The following is a 16224-nucleotide window of genomic DNA, read 5'->3' on the forward strand; positions in this document are numbered from 1 at the left end:
CGACGATGTCGAACCATCCTCGCTCCTGGCGTACGCGCCCTACCGCGATGGTCATAGGACGATCTTCTCCAGAAAAAAGACAACCGATGAAACCAATAAAGTGCAATGCAGCAGCGCTCACAGTATTTCTGAGCGGCACTGTCCTTCTATCTTACGAAAAATTAATAAATTGCAACACCTTCTCAGGATAAGGCTCTGCCCCGGCTTGGCCGGCATAGGGATCCCTTGTGTTTTAGGATGGGGAGGGTTTTGGCCGAGGGAACTGGGCCGGGAGCCGTCCGCCTCAGCAAGACAAAGGTCATCGCGATAGGGAGGGCATTGTGGTGCAAGCCAGGATTTTGTTTGCAGCGGCGGAGGCAGCACCCCTGGCAAAGGTGGGGGGCATGGCGGATGTGGTGGGATCCCTGCCCGTCGTTTTGCGCAAGCTGGGGCAGGATGTGCGCATCATCATGCCCCTGTACGGGTTTCTCTGGGACAAGTTCGGCCCGGAACCGGAGCAATATCCCCGCTCCAAGGATCCCATCTGGTCCAAACAGGTCATGGGCCAGGTGGCCGATATTTACGAAAGCGTTTTGCCCGGCACCGATGTGCCCCTTTACCTGGTCAGCCACTATTGTTTTGCCCCCCACCGCATTTACTACGGCGAGGACGAGTTCTGGCGCTTTACTTTTTTTGCCAACGCCGTGGCCGAGTTTGCCTGGACCTACTACCCTTGGAAACCCAACATCATCCACTGCCACGACTGGCACACCGGCATGATCCCGGCCTGGATGCACCAGGCTCCTGACATCGGCACCGTCTTCACCATTCACAACCTGGCCTATCAAGGGCCTTGGCGTTGGCAACTGGAACGCATGACCTGGCTGCCCTGGTATTTTTCCGCCCACAACACCATGGCTGCCGGGATCCTCTATGCCGACCAGGTGAATACGGTTTCGCCCACCTATGCGATGGAGATCCGCACCCCTCTGCATGGAGAGGGCCTACAGGATCTGCTGGCCTGGAAAGGGGAGCGCCTGCGGGGGATCCTGAATGGGATCGACACCGAGCAGTTCGATCCCCGCACCGATCCCGCTCTCGAGGCCAACTTCAGCGTTGATGATCTGAGCGGTCGGGCGGTGAACAAAGCTGCGTTACAGGCCCGCCTGGGCTTGACCGTCAACCCCGACGTATTCCTGCTGGGCATGGTGGCCCGTTTGGTGGAACAGAAAGGGATCGACTTGCTCATCCAAACCCTGGATCGCTTTTTGGCCTATAGCGATTCACAATTTGTCTTGCTGGGCAGCGGCGAAGCCTACTACGAGGGGCGGATCCGGGAGATGGCCGAGCGGCACCCGGGCAGAATGGCCTATCAACAGGGTTACCAGCCGCAACTGGCCCAGTTGATCTACGGAGGAGCCGATGCCTTTTTGATGCCCAGCCGCTTTGAACCCTGTGGCATCAGCCAGATGATCGCCATGCGTTATGGGTGTGTACCCATCGTCCGCCGTACGGGGGGGCTGGTGGATACCGTCAGCCATCATATTCCCAGCAAGGGAACCGGCACCGGCTACTGCTTTGATCGCTACGAAGCCCTGGACTTCTACACCTGCTTGGCGCGGGCTTGGGAGGCCTTTCAGCACAAAGACACCTGGCAGGCGCTGCAAAAGCGGGGCATGGCCACCGATTTCAGTTGGCATCGCTCGGCGCTGGAATACCTGCGCATGTACGAGCTGATTATGAACTTGCCGCTGAGGCCGGAAAAGACCTCCTCTCAGGCTCAACCCGCCCCATCCCTGCCCAGTTCCACTCCCGCTAAGGCTGCGCAGCCACCTCCTCGGCAACCCCTGGCTGAGGGGATCCCTGAGCTGCAGCAGAGCCACGCAGAGTGAGGTAGAGTGGAGCGGGTCAACGAGGTTTTGAGGGTTACCTGCCAATGTTCGGACGACGTCCCGCTGTTGTCGGCCAAAGTCGGCGCCAAGAGGCCGCTGCCCAGGGGCCCAACCTTCTGCGCCGTTCTTGGGCGCGGCTGGCTTTCGGCTTGTTGCTCGGCCTTGTCCTGGGCGCGGGCTCGAGTCTCTGGGCCACGGCTCAAGAGCTGCCCGCCGGACAGCAGCTCGTTCCCAACCCGCAGCAGTTTCGCGCTCTCGAACAACCCAGCAATGCCCTCAGTGTGTTGCGAGCTGAACAATTGGCCGCCGAAGCCGATGCCGCCATCCAAGCGCAAAACTACGACCAGGCCATCCAGCTTCTGCAACAGGTGTTCGACGCCTACAACCAGCGCTCCAACTACCACCAAGATCTCTCCCGTGCCTTCGCCGGGATCCAAAACCGCATCTCCGAAGAGCAGCGGGAGCTGGCCCGCGTTGCTGCCCAGGCTCGGGATCAGGCTGCCTACGATTTGGCCGTGGTCTATCGGGCTGCCGGACGTCCTGAGGAGGCCGTGGGCTGGTTGATCCAGGTCATCAAGAGCCAGACTCCAACCCGGGAGCTGGGCACCCAGGCCTACCAGCAGCTTCTGGAAATTGGCTTTGTCAGCACCCCCTTCCCCTAGCGCTGCTCTTCCAGCTTGCGATAGAAAGCCAGCGCCGTTTGCCCATAGGCCCGCTGGTCAAAGCGCAGCAGGGATCCCATCTGGTCGGGTAGCTCCTGGCCGCTGCGATGCTCGACGATCAAAGTTCCGCCTGGCTTGAGCAAGGGCGGGATCAGCGGCAGCAGGGGGGCGTACAGACCCGCCGCGTAGGGAGGAGCAAAGTAGACGTAATCAAAAGGCTCCAAACCCAGCCCTCGGCTGAGCAGCTTGCGGGCATCTCCCTGGATCACCTGAAAAGCTTGCCCCGGCTGGGCCACCTTGGTCCAGTTGGCCTGGATAAGGCGACAGGCAGAAGCAGCAATTTCGATCCCGGCCACAAAAGCCGCCCCCTGGCACAGGGCCTCTGCCCCCACCGTACCGGCCCCACAGCAGAGATCCAGCCAGCGACAGCCTTCCACCTGCCCTCGCAAGATGTTGAACAAGGCTTGCCTCACCCGGCCAGGGGTGGGTCGAGTACCCAGGCCAGCAGGGGTCTGGAGCGCCCGTCTGCCGCTGATGCGCAAGCCCATAGGCATCTATCAAGGGGTAGGTGTGGCAGGCAACTGGCCGGTCAACCCGCTGCGCTGGGCGGCGCGATCCCGTTCCATCTGGATTTGCGACACCAAAGCTTTAGGCAACTGGGCAGAAGCCTGCAGAGCTTGATCGAAAAGGGGGACAGCCTCCCGGTCTTGCCCCTTGGCAACCAAAATTTGCGCCTTGAGGTAGTAGAGCTCCGGGTTGTTGCAGGAAGCAGCAATGGCCCGATCCACCGCCTCCAAGGCCTCGTCAAAGCGCTGCATATCCCGATAGGCCAGAGCTTGGCCGCGGTAGGACAAATACTCAGGCGCCGCCAGGCGAAATTGATCCAACGCCTTCTCCCGGTAGGTCAGCAGCAAATCCATATAGCCGTTGAGAAGATTCAACTCAGGGTCGCTGCTGTCCACAGCCTGGGCGGCCCGGATGGACGCAAACAATTGGTTGAGGGTGGGCAATGCCTTGGGCAAGCCGAGCACCACCCCCTCCCGCACCACGATGTTGGCCGCCTCCAACCCATAGCCCACCCCCTCATACAGGTTGCCGCGCAAGGGATCCGTCTTTTTCATCTCGGCGGCCACCTGGCGGGTTTGGGTGGCCAACTGGGCAAAAGCATCCAGATCCCCCTCTTGGTAGGCCAGCGCCGCCAGCAAGGCATAGACCATCGGCTCGTCGGGGGAAGCTTTCTTGGCTATTTCCAGCTTCTCTCGGCTCTGGCTGTAGCGGCCCGCGCAGAAGAACTCCTCAAACGCCGCAGCCACTTCCGGGCTGATGGGGCGGGCATTGGCCCCGCTGCGAAACGGATCCTGGGCCCAAACCGGCAAGGCGGATCCCCATACCCAGCACAGGATCCCCACCAGCTTGGCCCCTCTGCTGAACTTGTCGCTTCTCATCCTCTGTGCCTCAACACCCACTGGGACCGGTCTAGCGAATCGGCGCGTGCTTGACCTGCTCTTCAGCGCAGCAGTTGCGCAATCGCAGCAATGGCCGCATCCTGAACCAACTCGTTGGGCTCGTAGGCCAGCAGATCGTGTAAGGGATCCAGAGCGCGCGGATCCCCAATTTGGCCGAGGGCGCGGGCTGCTGCCTCCCGCACCACCGGTTCTCCATCCGCAAGCTTGGTCAGCAAAGCCGGCACCGCCTCAACCGCCCGCATTTGCCCCAGCTGGTAGATGGTTTGCAGTTGGGCCTCCAGGGGAGTTGCTGCAACCGTGGGAGCCGAGCTATACACAGAGATGCCAGGAGAGTAGCCGTAGTAGCCTCGGCTTGCCATGGCGATGGCCGAGAGAGCCTGCAGCGCCTCTAGGGCACGATATCGCTCTGTCTCGCTCATCTGAGGCAGTTGGGCCACCAGATCATCAAAAGCTCGCTGTACAGGATCGGCAGCCTGGTGGGCAATGCGGGTTAAGTGGCGGTCAGCCTGTACCTGCTGCCAAGACTGAAACGCTGCCAGACCTGCCACCACCAAAGCCGCATCGGCCAAAACAGCCAGCAGCGCCATTCCCCCCCAGATCTTGCTGCGACGGCTGAGCTTTCGCATCTGCTTATCCACGTAGCTAAAGGCCTGGTGCTGCCGTTCCCAGAAGTCGGGGGCCACCTGCAGAGTTTGGGCACTCAGATCGGGAGACAGAAGGTTTTCCTCGCGGGCTACCTCCAAGCTTTGTAGCCTTTGGTTCAAGCGAGAAAATTGTTTCGTCCAGAGCCAAGTAAACATCAAGTCACACCCTCCCTCCAAGCTTGCCCATAGCGGCTGGTGCTGTCACTCGGTGTCAGGCAAAGTTTGCCGACCCTTCCCTGCCATAAAGGTGAACTTATGCGCCAGGATAGCAAAAGCACCGGCTCCCCACCACCCAGTCTTTAACTTGAACTTGGGGTTGCAGGATGTCACTCATTGTAGACAGGCCAGCGAAGGGTGCCGACCGCGTCAGCGGGACGGAGTCCTTGGGGTTGACCGTACTTGCGTGAGTGCTAAGCACCACTTCGCGACCGAGGGAAGCCGCAGTCTTCCCTTCTCTTTTGAGCAACAAGGGGAGTGAGGACTTGACGAGCTTGGGGGGGAACAAGCCCAAAGGCTACGGGCTACTATGCCTCATAGTTTGGCCGGAGCACTCTGGGGTTTACAGGCATCACGATGTCTGAGTTCCCCAAAGGTCTGTAGATTACAAGGACAAGCCCAGCTTGACTCCAAGCAGGGCATGGACCAGTAGCACACACAGGATGAAGCTGCCCACATAGGCATGGGTGGTGCGCAGGGCCTCGCGGTTGCCCCCAAAGCCGCTGAGAGACAAAGCGCCATTGGCCGCCAACAACAGCAACACCAGGGATCCCGTCCAAAAATGGGGGCTGCTCAGCAGGGGCTGGCCCTGCATGACCAAGGAGAGAAGGCCGCCGGTGTAGCCCAAGGCAATGAAGGTGGCCATCCAGGGAGCCAATTTGCGGTGATCCAAGAGCGGCTTTTGGGCCGATTCCGGCAGGGATCCCTCTGGCGTTGTGGAGGCGGCTGCCAGGCGCAAGACCCGCCCCCGCCAACCGGTCAGGCCGACGAAGCTGCCCATGACCACCACCACAATGCCCATCATCAGAGGATGTCCCCATTGCACAATGGGCTGGGGCAGGTTGAAGCCGGCAAAAAACTGGGCCACCGGCTGCAAGGCAGCCGTCAACTCATCCGAAGTTGCCGACAGATCGGGCAGAGCCACACTCAGCATAGGGATCCCTCCACCTTTGGGACAACTACAACTTTTTAACCAGTCTCCTTAACAAATCTACAACAAACCCACCTTCGATGACAGATGCCGGTGGAAAGCTTCAGGGGATGCAGCCGCAACGGTAAAATATCTAGCGGTGAAGCCGTGGTCGGCCACAGATCTTCGGCTACCGCCTGCTAACGAGCAAAACGGAGTTATTCACATGGCCAAGTTGTTCTTGGGGGATCAATCCTTTGAAGTCGAGCTGCTGACGGATGTGCCCACCAATTGGCCTGGAATTAAAGTCATGTCCAAGGGAGCTAAGCTGGATATCCCGGCGGGAACAGTGGTGAGGGTGGAGTCAGAAGATGACCATGTAACCGGCTCCTACAAGGTGGTTTATCGTTTGGCTCCCGCCTATCCCCGCAGTTGGCGGCTGCTTTTGGAGCGGGAGAGCGCGGCTCCTGCACCTCAGGCGGAAGCGGCCCCAGCCGCTCAGGTCGCCCCCTCGGCGGCCTCGTCCCTACCCAACAGCGACAAGATTTTCACCCTCAAAGTGTCCGGTTTGGTGGGAGGGGGCGTGCGCAAGAGCGTTGTCGAGTACAAAGTGCCCTTCAGCCGCCTTTCTCAAGAAGTGAAGCGCATCACCCAAAGGGGGGGCAAGATCGTCAGCATTACAGAGTCCAATCTGTTGAGCAACCTGGAGTAGGGCCCAGCTCCCCCTCTGGGGTCTGTCTCCAAGGCTGCCGATCCAGGCCCCTTCAGCCCAAGCCGCTTTGACGGGCGCTCCCTGCTGTTTTTCCGGCGGCGATTGCATGGGTATCCCCAATCGGAAGAGAGGGGTGGTAGTCTGGCGTTGGTTTTGCCCTTGTCTGGGGGTAGGCTTTGGGTGGGAAAAGGCATTCCAGCAAGGGCTCAACTCTTGCGCTTGAGCGCCGATAACACCATCGGGAGTGGGGAGGAGGTCATGACGTCTCGGCAGCATCCGACGCGCTTGGGAGGGTCGATACCCCAAGGCAATTCAGGCTCCAGATCGACAAGGGGATCGCAGCCGTACTCCTCGCCCACTCCACGACAAAGCCTTTCCGATTCCTCTCGGCATGCGCCGGCAAAGTCTCGACCTAGGGTGCTCCCCTTTCTAAACTTGCTGGTGATCCTGCTGGGATTTGGAACCGGCGCCCTGGTGGCCTGGGCAACCGCTCATCCCAACTGGGCCAGCCGCCTGCCGGCGCTCTTGCCGCCTCTGGCCGAGATCCCTGCCCCCCGCGCCCAGGCCAAGGCAGCCCAACAGCGCCCGCCCCTCCCCCAAGAGCCGCAACTGCAGCGGGATCCTTTTGCGTTGGATCCCTTGGCCAGCCTCTCCTACGTGCCCGCCATCATGTATCACGATGTGGTGGCTGGCCGCAAAGAGGTCTGGTTTGACACCACAGCGGCGGAGCTGCGGCAGCACTTTGAGGCCATCAAGCAGGCGGGGCTGACCCCCATCCACATCGACCAACTCTACAAACACCTGCGGGACGGGGATCCCTTACCGGAAAAAGCCATCCTGCTCACCTTCGACGACGCTTACCTGGGCCTGTACGAGAACGCCTACCCGCTGCTGAAGGAGTACAACTACCCTGCCACCTATTTTGTGCAGACCGGCTTTGTCGGCGTGCCCACCAGCAAAGACCACTTCACCTGGGATCAGATGCGGGAGATGGATGCCAGCGGGCTGATTGACTTTGCCGCCCACACCGTCAACCATCCCCCCGACCTGCGGCTGCTGGACGATGCCCGCCTGCGGCGAGAGGTGTTAGACTGCAAGACCAAGCTGGAGCAGGAGCTGGGCCACCCCATCCACTACTTCGCCTATCCGGAAGGCAATCGGGACGAGCGGGTGAAGCAATACCTGGCGGAGGCGGGTTACTGGATGTCCTTTACGATGGATCCCGGCTTTACGGGACAGTCGCCCAGCTTGCTGGAGGTGCGCCGCTTTAACCAGTTTCGCCTCACCGAGGCCATTATCGGCGCCCGCACCTTCACCCTTGGCCGCAGCCCCGACTACTGGCTGGATGGGACGCAACCCTTGACCCTGACCGATGAGGTGATCGACAGGGTGCGGGTGCTAACCATCCGCGGCGGACGGGCAGCTACAGTGCACGCGGAGCGGCGCTACGAGGTAAGAACCCTAGTCCAGCGCTACCAGGCCGATGCCGGCATTAACGGCAGCTTCTTCTCCATCCCCTGGATTAACTCGGCCAGCAACGTCATGGTGGGGCCGGTGATGGCCGCCAACCACAAGACTTTCATCCCCGGTCGCCCCGAAGACGACAAGGTGGTGCGCGGTCGTCCCCTGGTGCTGCTGGGCAGGGATCGGCTGCGCTTTGTACCCTTTGATCCCGACACCATGACCCAGCTCGACAACCTTCGCCAGCTCATGCCGGATGTCACGGATCTGTTTGTGGCGGGCTTGTGGCTGGTTAAGGATGGCCAGGCCCTTTCGCCAGCGGAGATTGACTCGTTTCGCCTCTCCAGCGCCGCCGAGTTTCGCCCCCGCGCCTTTTTTGGCGTAGACAACCAGGATCAGGTGGTGATCGGGGTTACCAAAACCCACGTCAACGCCGCCATCCTGGCCAGCCTATTGCCCAAAATCGGGATCCGTGAGGCGGTGCTGCTGGACTCTGGCTTCAGCACCTCACTGGTCTACCAAGGGGAGATCCTCGCCACCGGCCATGCCGGCCCCAACCAGCCCAGCCGCCCTGTCCCCCACGCCATTTTGCTCTACGACCTAACCCGTCTGTGGAGGGAGGATCCCCGCCCGCAGGAAAGGGCCGCTTCCACAACCGATCGGGTGGAAGGGCTGGTGCAGCTTCTGCCGGCTAGCGACCAAGATGCAGCCAAAGCCTACCTGAACAGCGTTCTGGCCGGCCGGCGCACCCTCAAGCGGGGGGAGCGGGGCCCGGCCGTGGTGGCGGTGCAACTGGGCTTAAGCCGCCTGGCCGCTCAGCAGGGACGGCTGGATCTGCTCCCCTCTGGCCCTGATGGGGTATATGGCAATGAGGTGGCCCAGGCAGTGGCAGAGTTGCTGTTGGCCGAACCTGGGCTGGGCGAGACGGGATCCCCGCAAGCGATCCCCACTCCCCTGGTGGCGGGAACGGCAACCCCATCCAGCATCGATGCTCAACTGCTGCAACAGCTGCTGGAGCGGGTTAATCTCGCCACAGCTTCTGTGTTGGTGGATACCCGTCTGGAGCGGCCAACTTGGCCTCTGGAGCACAAGCCGACCCGGAAGCTGCTGCCGAGAGCGGCTCTAGAGTAGAGTTAGGGGGCCTCGACTCTGGATCCAACTCCTAGGGGATCCAACCTTCCCTGCCAACCTAGGCCACTGCGGAGAAAGACAGGTCTGCCGGCAACAAACACGCCCATAACCCGGAAGGGCTTCTCCCGCAAGATCACCAGGTCGGCCCTCAGCCCTGGGCAAAGAGCCCCCCGATCCTGGAGGCCAACGGCCTGGGCGGGGTTGCGGCTGACCAAGGCGATGGCCTGGGGCAACTCCAAAGCCTGCTTCTCCGCCAGGGCAAAGGCAGCTCTTAGCGCGGCAGCCGGCGAGTAGTCGGTGGCCAGAGCACCTAGGGATCCCGCCTTCAGGGCTTGCAGGGCGGAGAGATTGCCCACATGGGAGGATCCCCTGAGGGCGTTGGGGGCACCCATGACCACCAGCAAGCCCAACTGTTGGGCTTCGCCAGCGGCCTCCAGCGTGACCGGGAACTCGCTAATCTTTACGCCCAGCTTGGCCATCAACTGAACCTTGTCAGAGGAATCGTCGTCATGGGAAACCAGCGTGACTCCCCGCTCTTTTGCCTGCTGGGCCAGCTCGGCAAGGGCAGGGAGAACTTCTAGCTGGGATGGGTTCCTGAGGCTGGCGGCAACCTCCTCAGGCTGCTGGCCCAGGTGACGGGCCATATAGCGAACGTAGTCTTCTAGGGTCGGGAACTGGCCTTGGCCAGGCGTGTGATCCATAAACGAAAGGAGATCCACCCAACCTTGGCTGAGGGCGTGGCGAACGGCTGCTGCTCCCAAGGGGCGAGAGACTTCGTAGCGGGCATGGATCCGCAAGTCCAGCGACAAATGGGAACGCAGGGCAACCAATTGCTCGGCCAGGGCCAAAGCGGTCTCCGGGCTGCGCCAACCAGGCAGGCCCTCCCAAAAGGACAGGGTGACAAAAGCAGTGGTCATGCCTGCTGCCAGAGCTCGGTTTTCCCAAACCTCCAGAGCCATCTCGGCAGCCAACTGTACCCCTGGCCGCGGCTCCAGCTCCGGCTCTAGGCTGTCGGCGTGGAGATCGATGACGCCAGGGACGAGGGTTAAGCCCTGTAAAGGGATCCCTTCGTCCACCTGCCCTTCTCGAATCTCGGCAATCCACTCCCCCTCCAGCCGCAGGGATCCCAGCGGGAGCACTTGGTCAGGGAGAACCAGCTTAAGTCCGGACAGCCACATCTTGCTTCTCCTCCAGGTGGTAGGTTTTGTCCACCAAGCCCGCCACGTCTTCTGGCGAGTGGAAAACGCCAACAAGCGCAGTTCCCTGCTGCTTCAGAAGGCGAAGGCGCTCCCGCAGAGCTTTCCTGGCCCCTGCATCCAAGCTGGCCGTGGGCTCATCCAACAGCAGCAAGGGATAGGGATGAATGAGCGAGCGGGCCAGGTTGAGCTTTTGTTTTTCGCCCCCAGAGAAACCCGTGGGGAAAGCCTCCAGTAACTCGGGCTTTAGGTTCAGCTCCAGGAGCAGCTCTGCCGCCCGCTGCCGTGCTCGGCTTTCTTCTACACCTCGCCACAGCAGCGGCTCCGCCACCAGCTCCAGGGCGGTGGTGCGGGGTCGGGGATCCAGAAACTGGCTGACATAGCCGATGTACTCCCGCCGGATCCACAAGATCTCGCGATCCCCCAAACGCGCCAGATCCACCCTTCCGCGAGGAGTCTGCAGAAGGATCTGCCCCCCTGTGGGACAGTAGCTGCGATAGAGCGTCCGCAACAGGGAAGACTTGCCGGCGCCATTGGGGCCCTCTAGGAGCAGCAACTCCCCTGCTTGTAGGGAGAAGCTCACCTGTCTGAAAGCCAGAACCTCCCGTCCCAGCCGGTGCAGGAAAAACCGCTTTTCCAAATCGATAACTTGCAGCATCTCTCTACAGCCTTGCGGCAACCAAATCCTGAGTAAAGGGGTGGCGGGGATCCTCCAGCACCTGGTCGGCGAGGCCTTCTTCTACCACCTCTCCCTGGTGCAAAACCACAATCCGATCCGCCAATGCCCGTACCACCGAGAGATCGTGGCTAACCAAAATCAGACTCATCCCCAACTGCCGCTTGAGGCGGCGTAGGGTGTCCAAGAAGGTTGCCTGCACCAGCAAATCTAAGCCAGTCGTTGGCTCGTCCAAGAGGATGGCCGTTGGCTCTTGAGCCAAGGCTTTGGCAATCTGCACCCGCTGCCGCTCCCCTCCCGAAAGGAAAGTAGGCGGATCCCCTGCCCGCGCCAGGGGGAAGTCTGCCCTCTCCAGAGCTGCCTGCGCTTCCTTTTGCAAAACCCCAAATCGTCGTTCCCCCTTGAGCACAAGGGGCTCAGCAACATTGGTTAGGGCGGCAAAGCCCATGCGCAGGGCCTGGGCAGCTTCTTGATAAACCATGGCCAAGTGGCGCCGCGCCGCAGGTCGCTCGTAGGGAGAAAGCGACAGCAGATTACACCCCTCCCAGCCGGGGATGTTGAGCCAGTATTCCCCTTGCGCCATCTCCTGGAGATAGAGAATTCTCAAAAGGGTGCTCTTGCCGCTGCCAGAAGCCCCCACCACCCCCAGCACCTCCTGGGGATAGAGCTTGAGGCTGACGTTCTTGAGGGCCCAGCGATCCCCGTAGGCTTTCCAAACCTTGACCAGTTCCAGCAAAGGCCTTTCTTCAACCATGCTGCTTCTCCCCAAATAAAGGCCCACTTTCTTTGCCAGCTAGGAGTTTTTCCATATAGCCCTGGTCGGAGATCTCGTAGGCCAAGCTGCCATCCTCCTGGGGAATGGCGTTGAGAAAGACGTGGCGGCAACCGGTGCGGCGGCAGGATCCCACAATGGGTTCCGGCTGGAAGGGTCGATCCACAAAGGCCAGAGGTTCTACCTGCGTGTAAGGGGGGACAGCGTAGATCCGCTTTTCCCGACCGGCGCCAAAGAGCGTGATGTGGGCTGCCTGGTGCAGCTTGGGCAGATCCCAGCGCGGCAGGGGACTGGGATCCATCACATAGCGGCCGTGCACCAGAACGGGATAGGCTGCTCCCTTGCGGCTGTGGCCGTAGTGCAAGTGTTCTTCAAACAGGTCCACCCAAAGCAGGCTGTAGTCCCCCAGAGCATGCAGCTCCCGCGCCTTGGCATCGGAAGGCTCCACGTAGCGCAGGGGTTCAGGGATCGGGACTTGCAGGATCAAGATTTGTCCTTCTTGCAGTCGCTCCTCCGGGATGCGGTGACGGCTTTGGATGAGGGTTGCTTCCAAAGCATCGGTGGTGGTTCGAGCTCCGCTGACGTGGGCAATGAAGCGGCGCAAGTTGGCAGCATTAACCGAGTCATCCGCTCCTTGGTCGATGACCTTCACCACATCTTCCGGCCCCACGAGGCTGAGAGTAAGCTGCAGGCCGCCCGTGCCCCAGCCGCGGGCCAGGGGCATCTCTCGGCTGGCAAAGGGAACTTGATATGCCGGTATGGCCAAAGCCTTGAGAACCTTGCGCCGAATTTCTCGCTTGGCTTCAGAGTCCAAGTAGGCGTAGCTATGCTTAGGGTTCAAGAGCAGCCTCCTGATGGCTCATCCAATTGCTGAAGAACGTTACATAGTGAGGCAGTTTGTAGTGCAGGGCAAAGCCCGAAGCCTCCACGGGATCCGTGTGTACCAGAACAAACTCCTCGCTGCGGGCCGGATGGGTGGGGCGATCCATCTCCAAATCCAACATTGCGCCCGCGATAACCCGCCCCTCGTTCCAGCCCAAGCTGGCAGCAAAGCCTAAGCGGTATCCCTTCTCCCCATGCCCGACGACTTCTGCAAAGGCCAAGCGGATCCGCCCCAGGCGAAAGCTGCCTCCCCGCACCGGGTGGATAGCCCGCACCTCGAGATAGCCCACCCCCAACTCCGCCACCGTTGGGTGGGTGTGGACGTTGTAGGCCCGCATGGCGCTGTAGGCGAGGGCCAGGAGTCCCCCGGTGTCCCCTCGCGCCAAAGCTTGCAGGCGATGGGCTCTTGGCGCCGGAAACAGCAGCGGCTGCCGCGTTAGATCCGGGATCTCTTCCTCTAAGTCTTTCTCTGCCACTGGATCTTCTTCCAGCAGGCCTTGCTCTTTTAGCCAGGTTCGCACCGAAGGGTAGCGCTGGGGAGCAGCCGTGGTCTCTGGATCCACCCCTTGGGTTCCGGAAAAACCCAGCAGACGCAGGCTGTAGTCGAGGGTGGGGCCGAGGACTTGGCCGCCGGGAATGCTCTTGAAGGCTGAAGAAAGCCGTCGCACCAGGAGCAAATCTTCTTTTTTCTGAAGCTGCGCTTTGCCCAGGCGAGGAAGGGTAGTTCGATGAGCTCGCAGAAGCAGCAGCGCTTCGTAGAGATCGCCCCCGGTCTGGGCCAAGGCCTCAGCAGCCAGCTCTGGAGCCCAGAGGCCAGCTTCCGCCATCACCTGATCCAAAAGATAGGGCAAGTAGCTGGCCAGGCCCTTACTCGACTGACCTGCCCCCCTCGGCAACAATTCGCGAAAAAGGGCTTCGGCATTGAGAATGGCCTCCTGACTGCCCCGCGCCACCACGTAGCCCATCAACCCACCTCCACACTTCGCGGTATGCCTACTACATGCTGCCCGTCGGTAAGCAAGATGTCCACTCCCAACGGGTAGGCCGAGATCTGGGAGCGCAGCCGCCAAAAAGCAGGGGGCAAATCCACAGCCAAGCGCACCTCCCCAGCAATGCCGGGGCCCTTGAAGACAAGAGGGGATCCCTGGCCCCAGCCAGTTCCCAGGATGAGAGTTGCCCCGCTCTCCGGCTCCAGGTAGGTGCCCCTCTTGAGAAGCGAGAGGGTTTCCCAGCCGGCAGGCAAATCCGCCAGCCGCTCGGCAAAGACGAAGTCCGCCGCCTCCAAGGCCACAGGCCGGGGAGCCTGACCGCGCAGATCTAAGAGCAGCCAGTCTGGCGCCCAAACCCCCACATTCCCATCCACCAGGGTAATCGCAATGAGGCGGAAGGCTTGGCGCAGCGAGTGAGCTGGCAAGCGCCAAAGCCGGCCAGGGTAGCTCAGCGCCATCACCAAGGTTCGGAAGACCTGTTGGCTTTGCCGTTCGGCTGCGGGCATGGGCACGCTCATAGCGTCTCCACCTCCAAGCGCGTGGTGGCCACCTTGCGCCAGAGGCGCTCATCCTTCTCCTGGAGATGTTCCTGAGCTTCCAGGGCCAAGGCCTGGATCCGATCTTCAGCAATCCCCGCTTGCAACGCGGCATCCAGGTAAGCCAGAGAGCGGGCCAGGCGCGGCCGTTCCCCCAGCACTATTCCATAGCCTTCCACTCCCTTTCGGGGGAAGCGCAGCCAAACCTCGTAAACCAAGACTTCTCCCAGATAAAACGGCGTACCGCTGCGCGAGTCCTGGAAGGGGAGCAACAGCAGGCCCGCTCCTTCCTTCAGCTTCTGGCTAGCTCCCAGAGCGGGCCGTACCTCCCGCGCCAGAGCCACAACTGTCTTTTCGGGAGCCTCCTGCAGCAGCTCCAGGATTTCAAGAGCCTGCACCCTCACCTCCTATACCAGGGATTGGCGAATTCGCGCCGAGACCTTGTCGATTGTAAACACGGTTAGCAGGATGAGCAAAATGATGGTGGCGGCGTCCTGAAAGCGGAAGGCCCGCACCGTCTGCATCAGATCGAAGCCGATACCACCAGCTCCCACCAAGCCCAAGACTGTTGCCGAGCGCACATTGACCTCAAACAGGTAGAGCGTCACCGAGTAGAAAGCTGGGGCCACCTGCGGCCAAAAGCCATAGACAAGAACCAGCAGAGGATGGGAGCCCGTAGCCCTCACGGCCTCCACCTGCCCCATATCCACCGTCTCAATGGCCTCGGAGAGCAACTTGCCTGCCACTCCAGCCGTGTGCAGCGTCAACGCCATGATCCCTGGGAGAGGCCCCAAGCCAATGGCAGCCACAAAAACCAGGGCCAAAACCAGCTCATTGAGTCCCCTGAGGATATCCATCAGCCCGCGGACAGCCAGATAGACCACAGGAGAGCGGACGACGTTCTTGGATCCCAGGAAGGCCAAGGGAAGCACAAGGAAGTTGGCCAGAAAAGTGCCCCAGAAAGCCATGATCAGGGTCTGGAGCAAAGAGTAAAGAAAAGCTGGCAGAAAGTGCAGGCTGGGCGGAAAGAAGCGAGCGACAAAGGCAGCACTCCTCCCCAACCCAGCCAGCAGCCTGACTGGTGAGATCTCAGCCGGCCCTGCCGTCAGCAGGAGAGCCAGAAGGATCATCCCGACTAAGAGAACACCGAGGCGATCTCTCCGTTTGAGCTCTGCCGGTAAGGGGGGCAGTTTCTTAGAGTTGGCACTCAGGTTGCTTAAGAGCATTGTTAACCCTGCGGAAGGGATCATAATCTTTGTCGCTGGCCGGCTCAAAACCCTTGAGACCGCGAGCTTCTAGCCATTGCTTGCCTTCCGGTGTGTTCTCGTACTCTAGGTAGGCCGTGCGGATGGCTTCTTTGAGGTCTTCCGGCAGGTCTTTGCGGTAGGCCCAGGGAGAGGAAGGGATCGGATCGGACTTCCAGATCACCTCAAAATCTTCCAAACCCTTAATTTGGCCCTTCTTGGTGGCAATGCTGATCCCGGTATCCCAAGTCACCCCCACGGGAATGGTTCCCTGAGAGACTCCCAGGATAACCGACTCATGGTTGCCGGCAAAGGCAACTTGTTTAAAGTACTCCTTGGGCTTGATCTTGGCCTCTAGACAGAAGTAAGCCATGGGCACCTTGAAACCAGAAGTGCTCTCCGGGTCAACGAAAGCAAAATCTTTGCCCTTGGCAGCTTCTAGAGTTGTAATGCCACTGCCCTTCTTGGAAATCATCAGAGAGTGGTAAACAGTGCCCGAGCGAACAGAATCTTCCTTCACAAAGGCTTCGATGGGGGCATTGGCTTTTTCAATCGCATCGACGTAAGAGGCGGGCCCATAAAAAGCAACGTGGGTCTTCCCTTCCGCCTGGGAGAGCATCACAGCCGTGTAGTCACCAGCCACGAACAAACGCACCGGGATCCCCAATCTCTCTTTGAGGTAGTTCAGGAAAGGCGCATAGCGGGCTTCGTAATCAGCAGCACTCTCCACCGGCACTTCAGCAATGACCAGCTCCTCGGGCCAGTTCTGCTTCTGCGCCAACACCGGCACCCAACTGGCAAAGCCCAATAGGAAAGCCGCTAGAGCCAAAGCCTTTCTTCTCCGCATGAGTATTCT

Annotated in this window: 17 protein-coding genes; 4 read left to right on the forward strand and 13 right to left on the reverse strand. The window is 60.6% G+C overall.

Annotation, left to right across the window (positions count from 1 at the left end):
- Positions 1–320: 320 nt before the first annotated feature.
- Positions 321–1871: a glycogen synthase GlgA gene (gene glgA / locus NW826_RS09305; protein ID WP_414336905.1), complete on the forward strand. Its 1551-nt coding sequence runs from the start codon at positions 321–323 to the stop codon at positions 1869–1871.
- A 44-nt stretch (positions 1872–1915) separates the two neighbouring features.
- A complete protein-coding gene (locus NW826_RS09310) occupies positions 1916–2533 on the forward strand; it encodes a hypothetical protein (RefSeq protein ID WP_414509976.1) in 618 nt (205 codons plus the stop codon).
- Here NW826_RS09310 and rsmD read toward each other — a convergent pair.
- The 4 genes from rsmD to NW826_RS09330 form a co-directional block, all read right to left on the reverse strand.
- Positions 2530–3081: a 16S rRNA (guanine(966)-N(2))-methyltransferase RsmD gene (gene rsmD / locus NW826_RS09315; protein ID WP_414334488.1), complete on the reverse strand. Its 552-nt coding sequence runs from the start codon at positions 3079–3081 to the stop codon at positions 2530–2532. The genes NW826_RS09310 and rsmD overlap by 4 nt on opposite strands.
- Positions 3082–3090: 9 nt before the next feature.
- Positions 3091–3978 carry a Sll0314/Alr1548 family TPR repeat-containing protein gene (locus NW826_RS09320; RefSeq protein ID WP_414368410.1) on the reverse strand — a complete coding sequence of 296 codons (888 nt, stop codon included), beginning with the start codon at positions 3976–3978 and terminating at the stop codon, positions 3091–3093.
- Positions 3979–4040: 62 nt separating this feature from the next.
- Positions 4041–4799: a HEAT repeat domain-containing protein gene (locus NW826_RS09325; protein WP_414509977.1), complete on the reverse strand. Its 759-nt coding sequence runs from the start codon at positions 4797–4799 to the stop codon at positions 4041–4043.
- Between the two features lie 445 nt (positions 4800–5244).
- Positions 5245–5793 carry a DUF4079 domain-containing protein gene (locus NW826_RS09330; RefSeq protein ID WP_414334492.1) on the reverse strand — a complete coding sequence of 183 codons (549 nt, stop codon included), beginning with the start codon at positions 5791–5793 and terminating at the stop codon, positions 5245–5247.
- A gap of 202 nt (positions 5794–5995) precedes the next feature.
- On the opposite strand from NW826_RS09330, the gene NW826_RS09335 reads away from it, so the two are divergent.
- A complete protein-coding gene (locus NW826_RS09335; protein WP_414509978.1) occupies positions 5996–6481 on the forward strand; it encodes a phycobilisome linker polypeptide in 486 nt (161 codons plus the stop codon).
- A 441-nt stretch (positions 6482–6922) separates the two neighbouring features.
- Positions 6923–9073, forward strand: a complete 2151-nt coding sequence (locus NW826_RS09340; protein ID WP_414509992.1) for a polysaccharide deacetylase family protein — start codon at positions 6923–6925, stop codon at positions 9071–9073.
- Positions 9074–9075: 2 nt separating this feature from the next.
- On the opposite strand, the gene NW826_RS09345 is transcribed toward NW826_RS09340, so the two are convergent.
- Genes NW826_RS09345 through phnD form a run of 9 tightly spaced genes read right to left on the reverse strand, consistent with a single transcriptional unit; the run spans position 9076 to position 16215 of the window.
- On the reverse strand, positions 9076–10251 hold the full coding sequence (locus tag NW826_RS09345; RefSeq protein WP_414509979.1) for an alpha-D-ribose 1-methylphosphonate 5-triphosphate diphosphatase: 1176 nt from the start codon (positions 10249–10251) through the stop codon (positions 9076–9078).
- A complete protein-coding gene (locus NW826_RS09350; protein ID WP_414509980.1) occupies positions 10232–10927 on the reverse strand; it encodes an ATP-binding cassette domain-containing protein in 696 nt (231 codons plus the stop codon). The genes NW826_RS09345 and NW826_RS09350 overlap by 20 nt, the downstream gene beginning before the upstream one ends.
- A gap of 4 nt (positions 10928–10931) precedes the next feature.
- The gene (locus NW826_RS09355) at positions 10932–11699 is read right to left on the reverse strand and encodes an ATP-binding cassette domain-containing protein (RefSeq protein ID WP_414348738.1); all 768 of its coding nucleotides are present in this window, start codon (positions 11697–11699) and stop codon (positions 10932–10934) included.
- Positions 11692–12558, reverse strand: coding sequence for an alpha-D-ribose 1-methylphosphonate 5-phosphate C-P-lyase PhnJ (locus NW826_RS09360; RefSeq protein ID WP_414385761.1), 867 nt, complete (start codon positions 12556–12558; stop codon positions 11692–11694). Before NW826_RS09360 ends, NW826_RS09355 begins: the two co-directional genes overlap by 8 nt.
- A complete protein-coding gene (locus NW826_RS09365) occupies positions 12548–13564 on the reverse strand; it encodes a carbon-phosphorus lyase complex subunit PhnI (RefSeq protein WP_414509981.1) in 1017 nt (338 codons plus the stop codon). Before NW826_RS09365 ends, NW826_RS09360 begins: the two co-directional genes overlap by 11 nt.
- Positions 13564–14106, reverse strand: coding sequence for a phosphonate C-P lyase system protein PhnH (gene phnH / locus NW826_RS09370; protein WP_414509982.1), 543 nt, complete (start codon positions 14104–14106; stop codon positions 13564–13566). Before phnH ends, NW826_RS09365 begins: the two co-directional genes overlap by 1 nt.
- Positions 14103–14522, reverse strand: coding sequence for a phosphonate C-P lyase system protein PhnG (gene phnG / locus NW826_RS09375; protein ID WP_414334505.1), 420 nt, complete (start codon positions 14520–14522; stop codon positions 14103–14105). The genes phnH and phnG overlap by 4 nt, the downstream gene beginning before the upstream one ends.
- Positions 14523–14531: 9 nt before the next feature.
- Positions 14532–15374 (reverse strand): phosphonate ABC transporter, permease protein PhnE, encoded by an 843-nt coding sequence (gene phnE / locus NW826_RS09380; protein ID WP_414509983.1) that lies wholly within the window; start codon positions 15372–15374, stop codon positions 14532–14534.
- Positions 15319–16215: a phosphonate ABC transporter substrate-binding protein gene (gene phnD, locus NW826_RS09385; protein ID WP_414509984.1), complete on the reverse strand. Its 897-nt coding sequence runs from the start codon at positions 16213–16215 to the stop codon at positions 15319–15321. Before phnD ends, phnE begins: the two co-directional genes overlap by 56 nt.
- Positions 16216–16224 lie beyond the last annotated feature (9 nt).

This window comes from Synechococcus sp. OH20 (assembly GCF_047502685.1).
GTDB lineage: Bacteria > Cyanobacteriota > Cyanobacteriia > Thermostichales > Thermostichaceae > Thermostichus.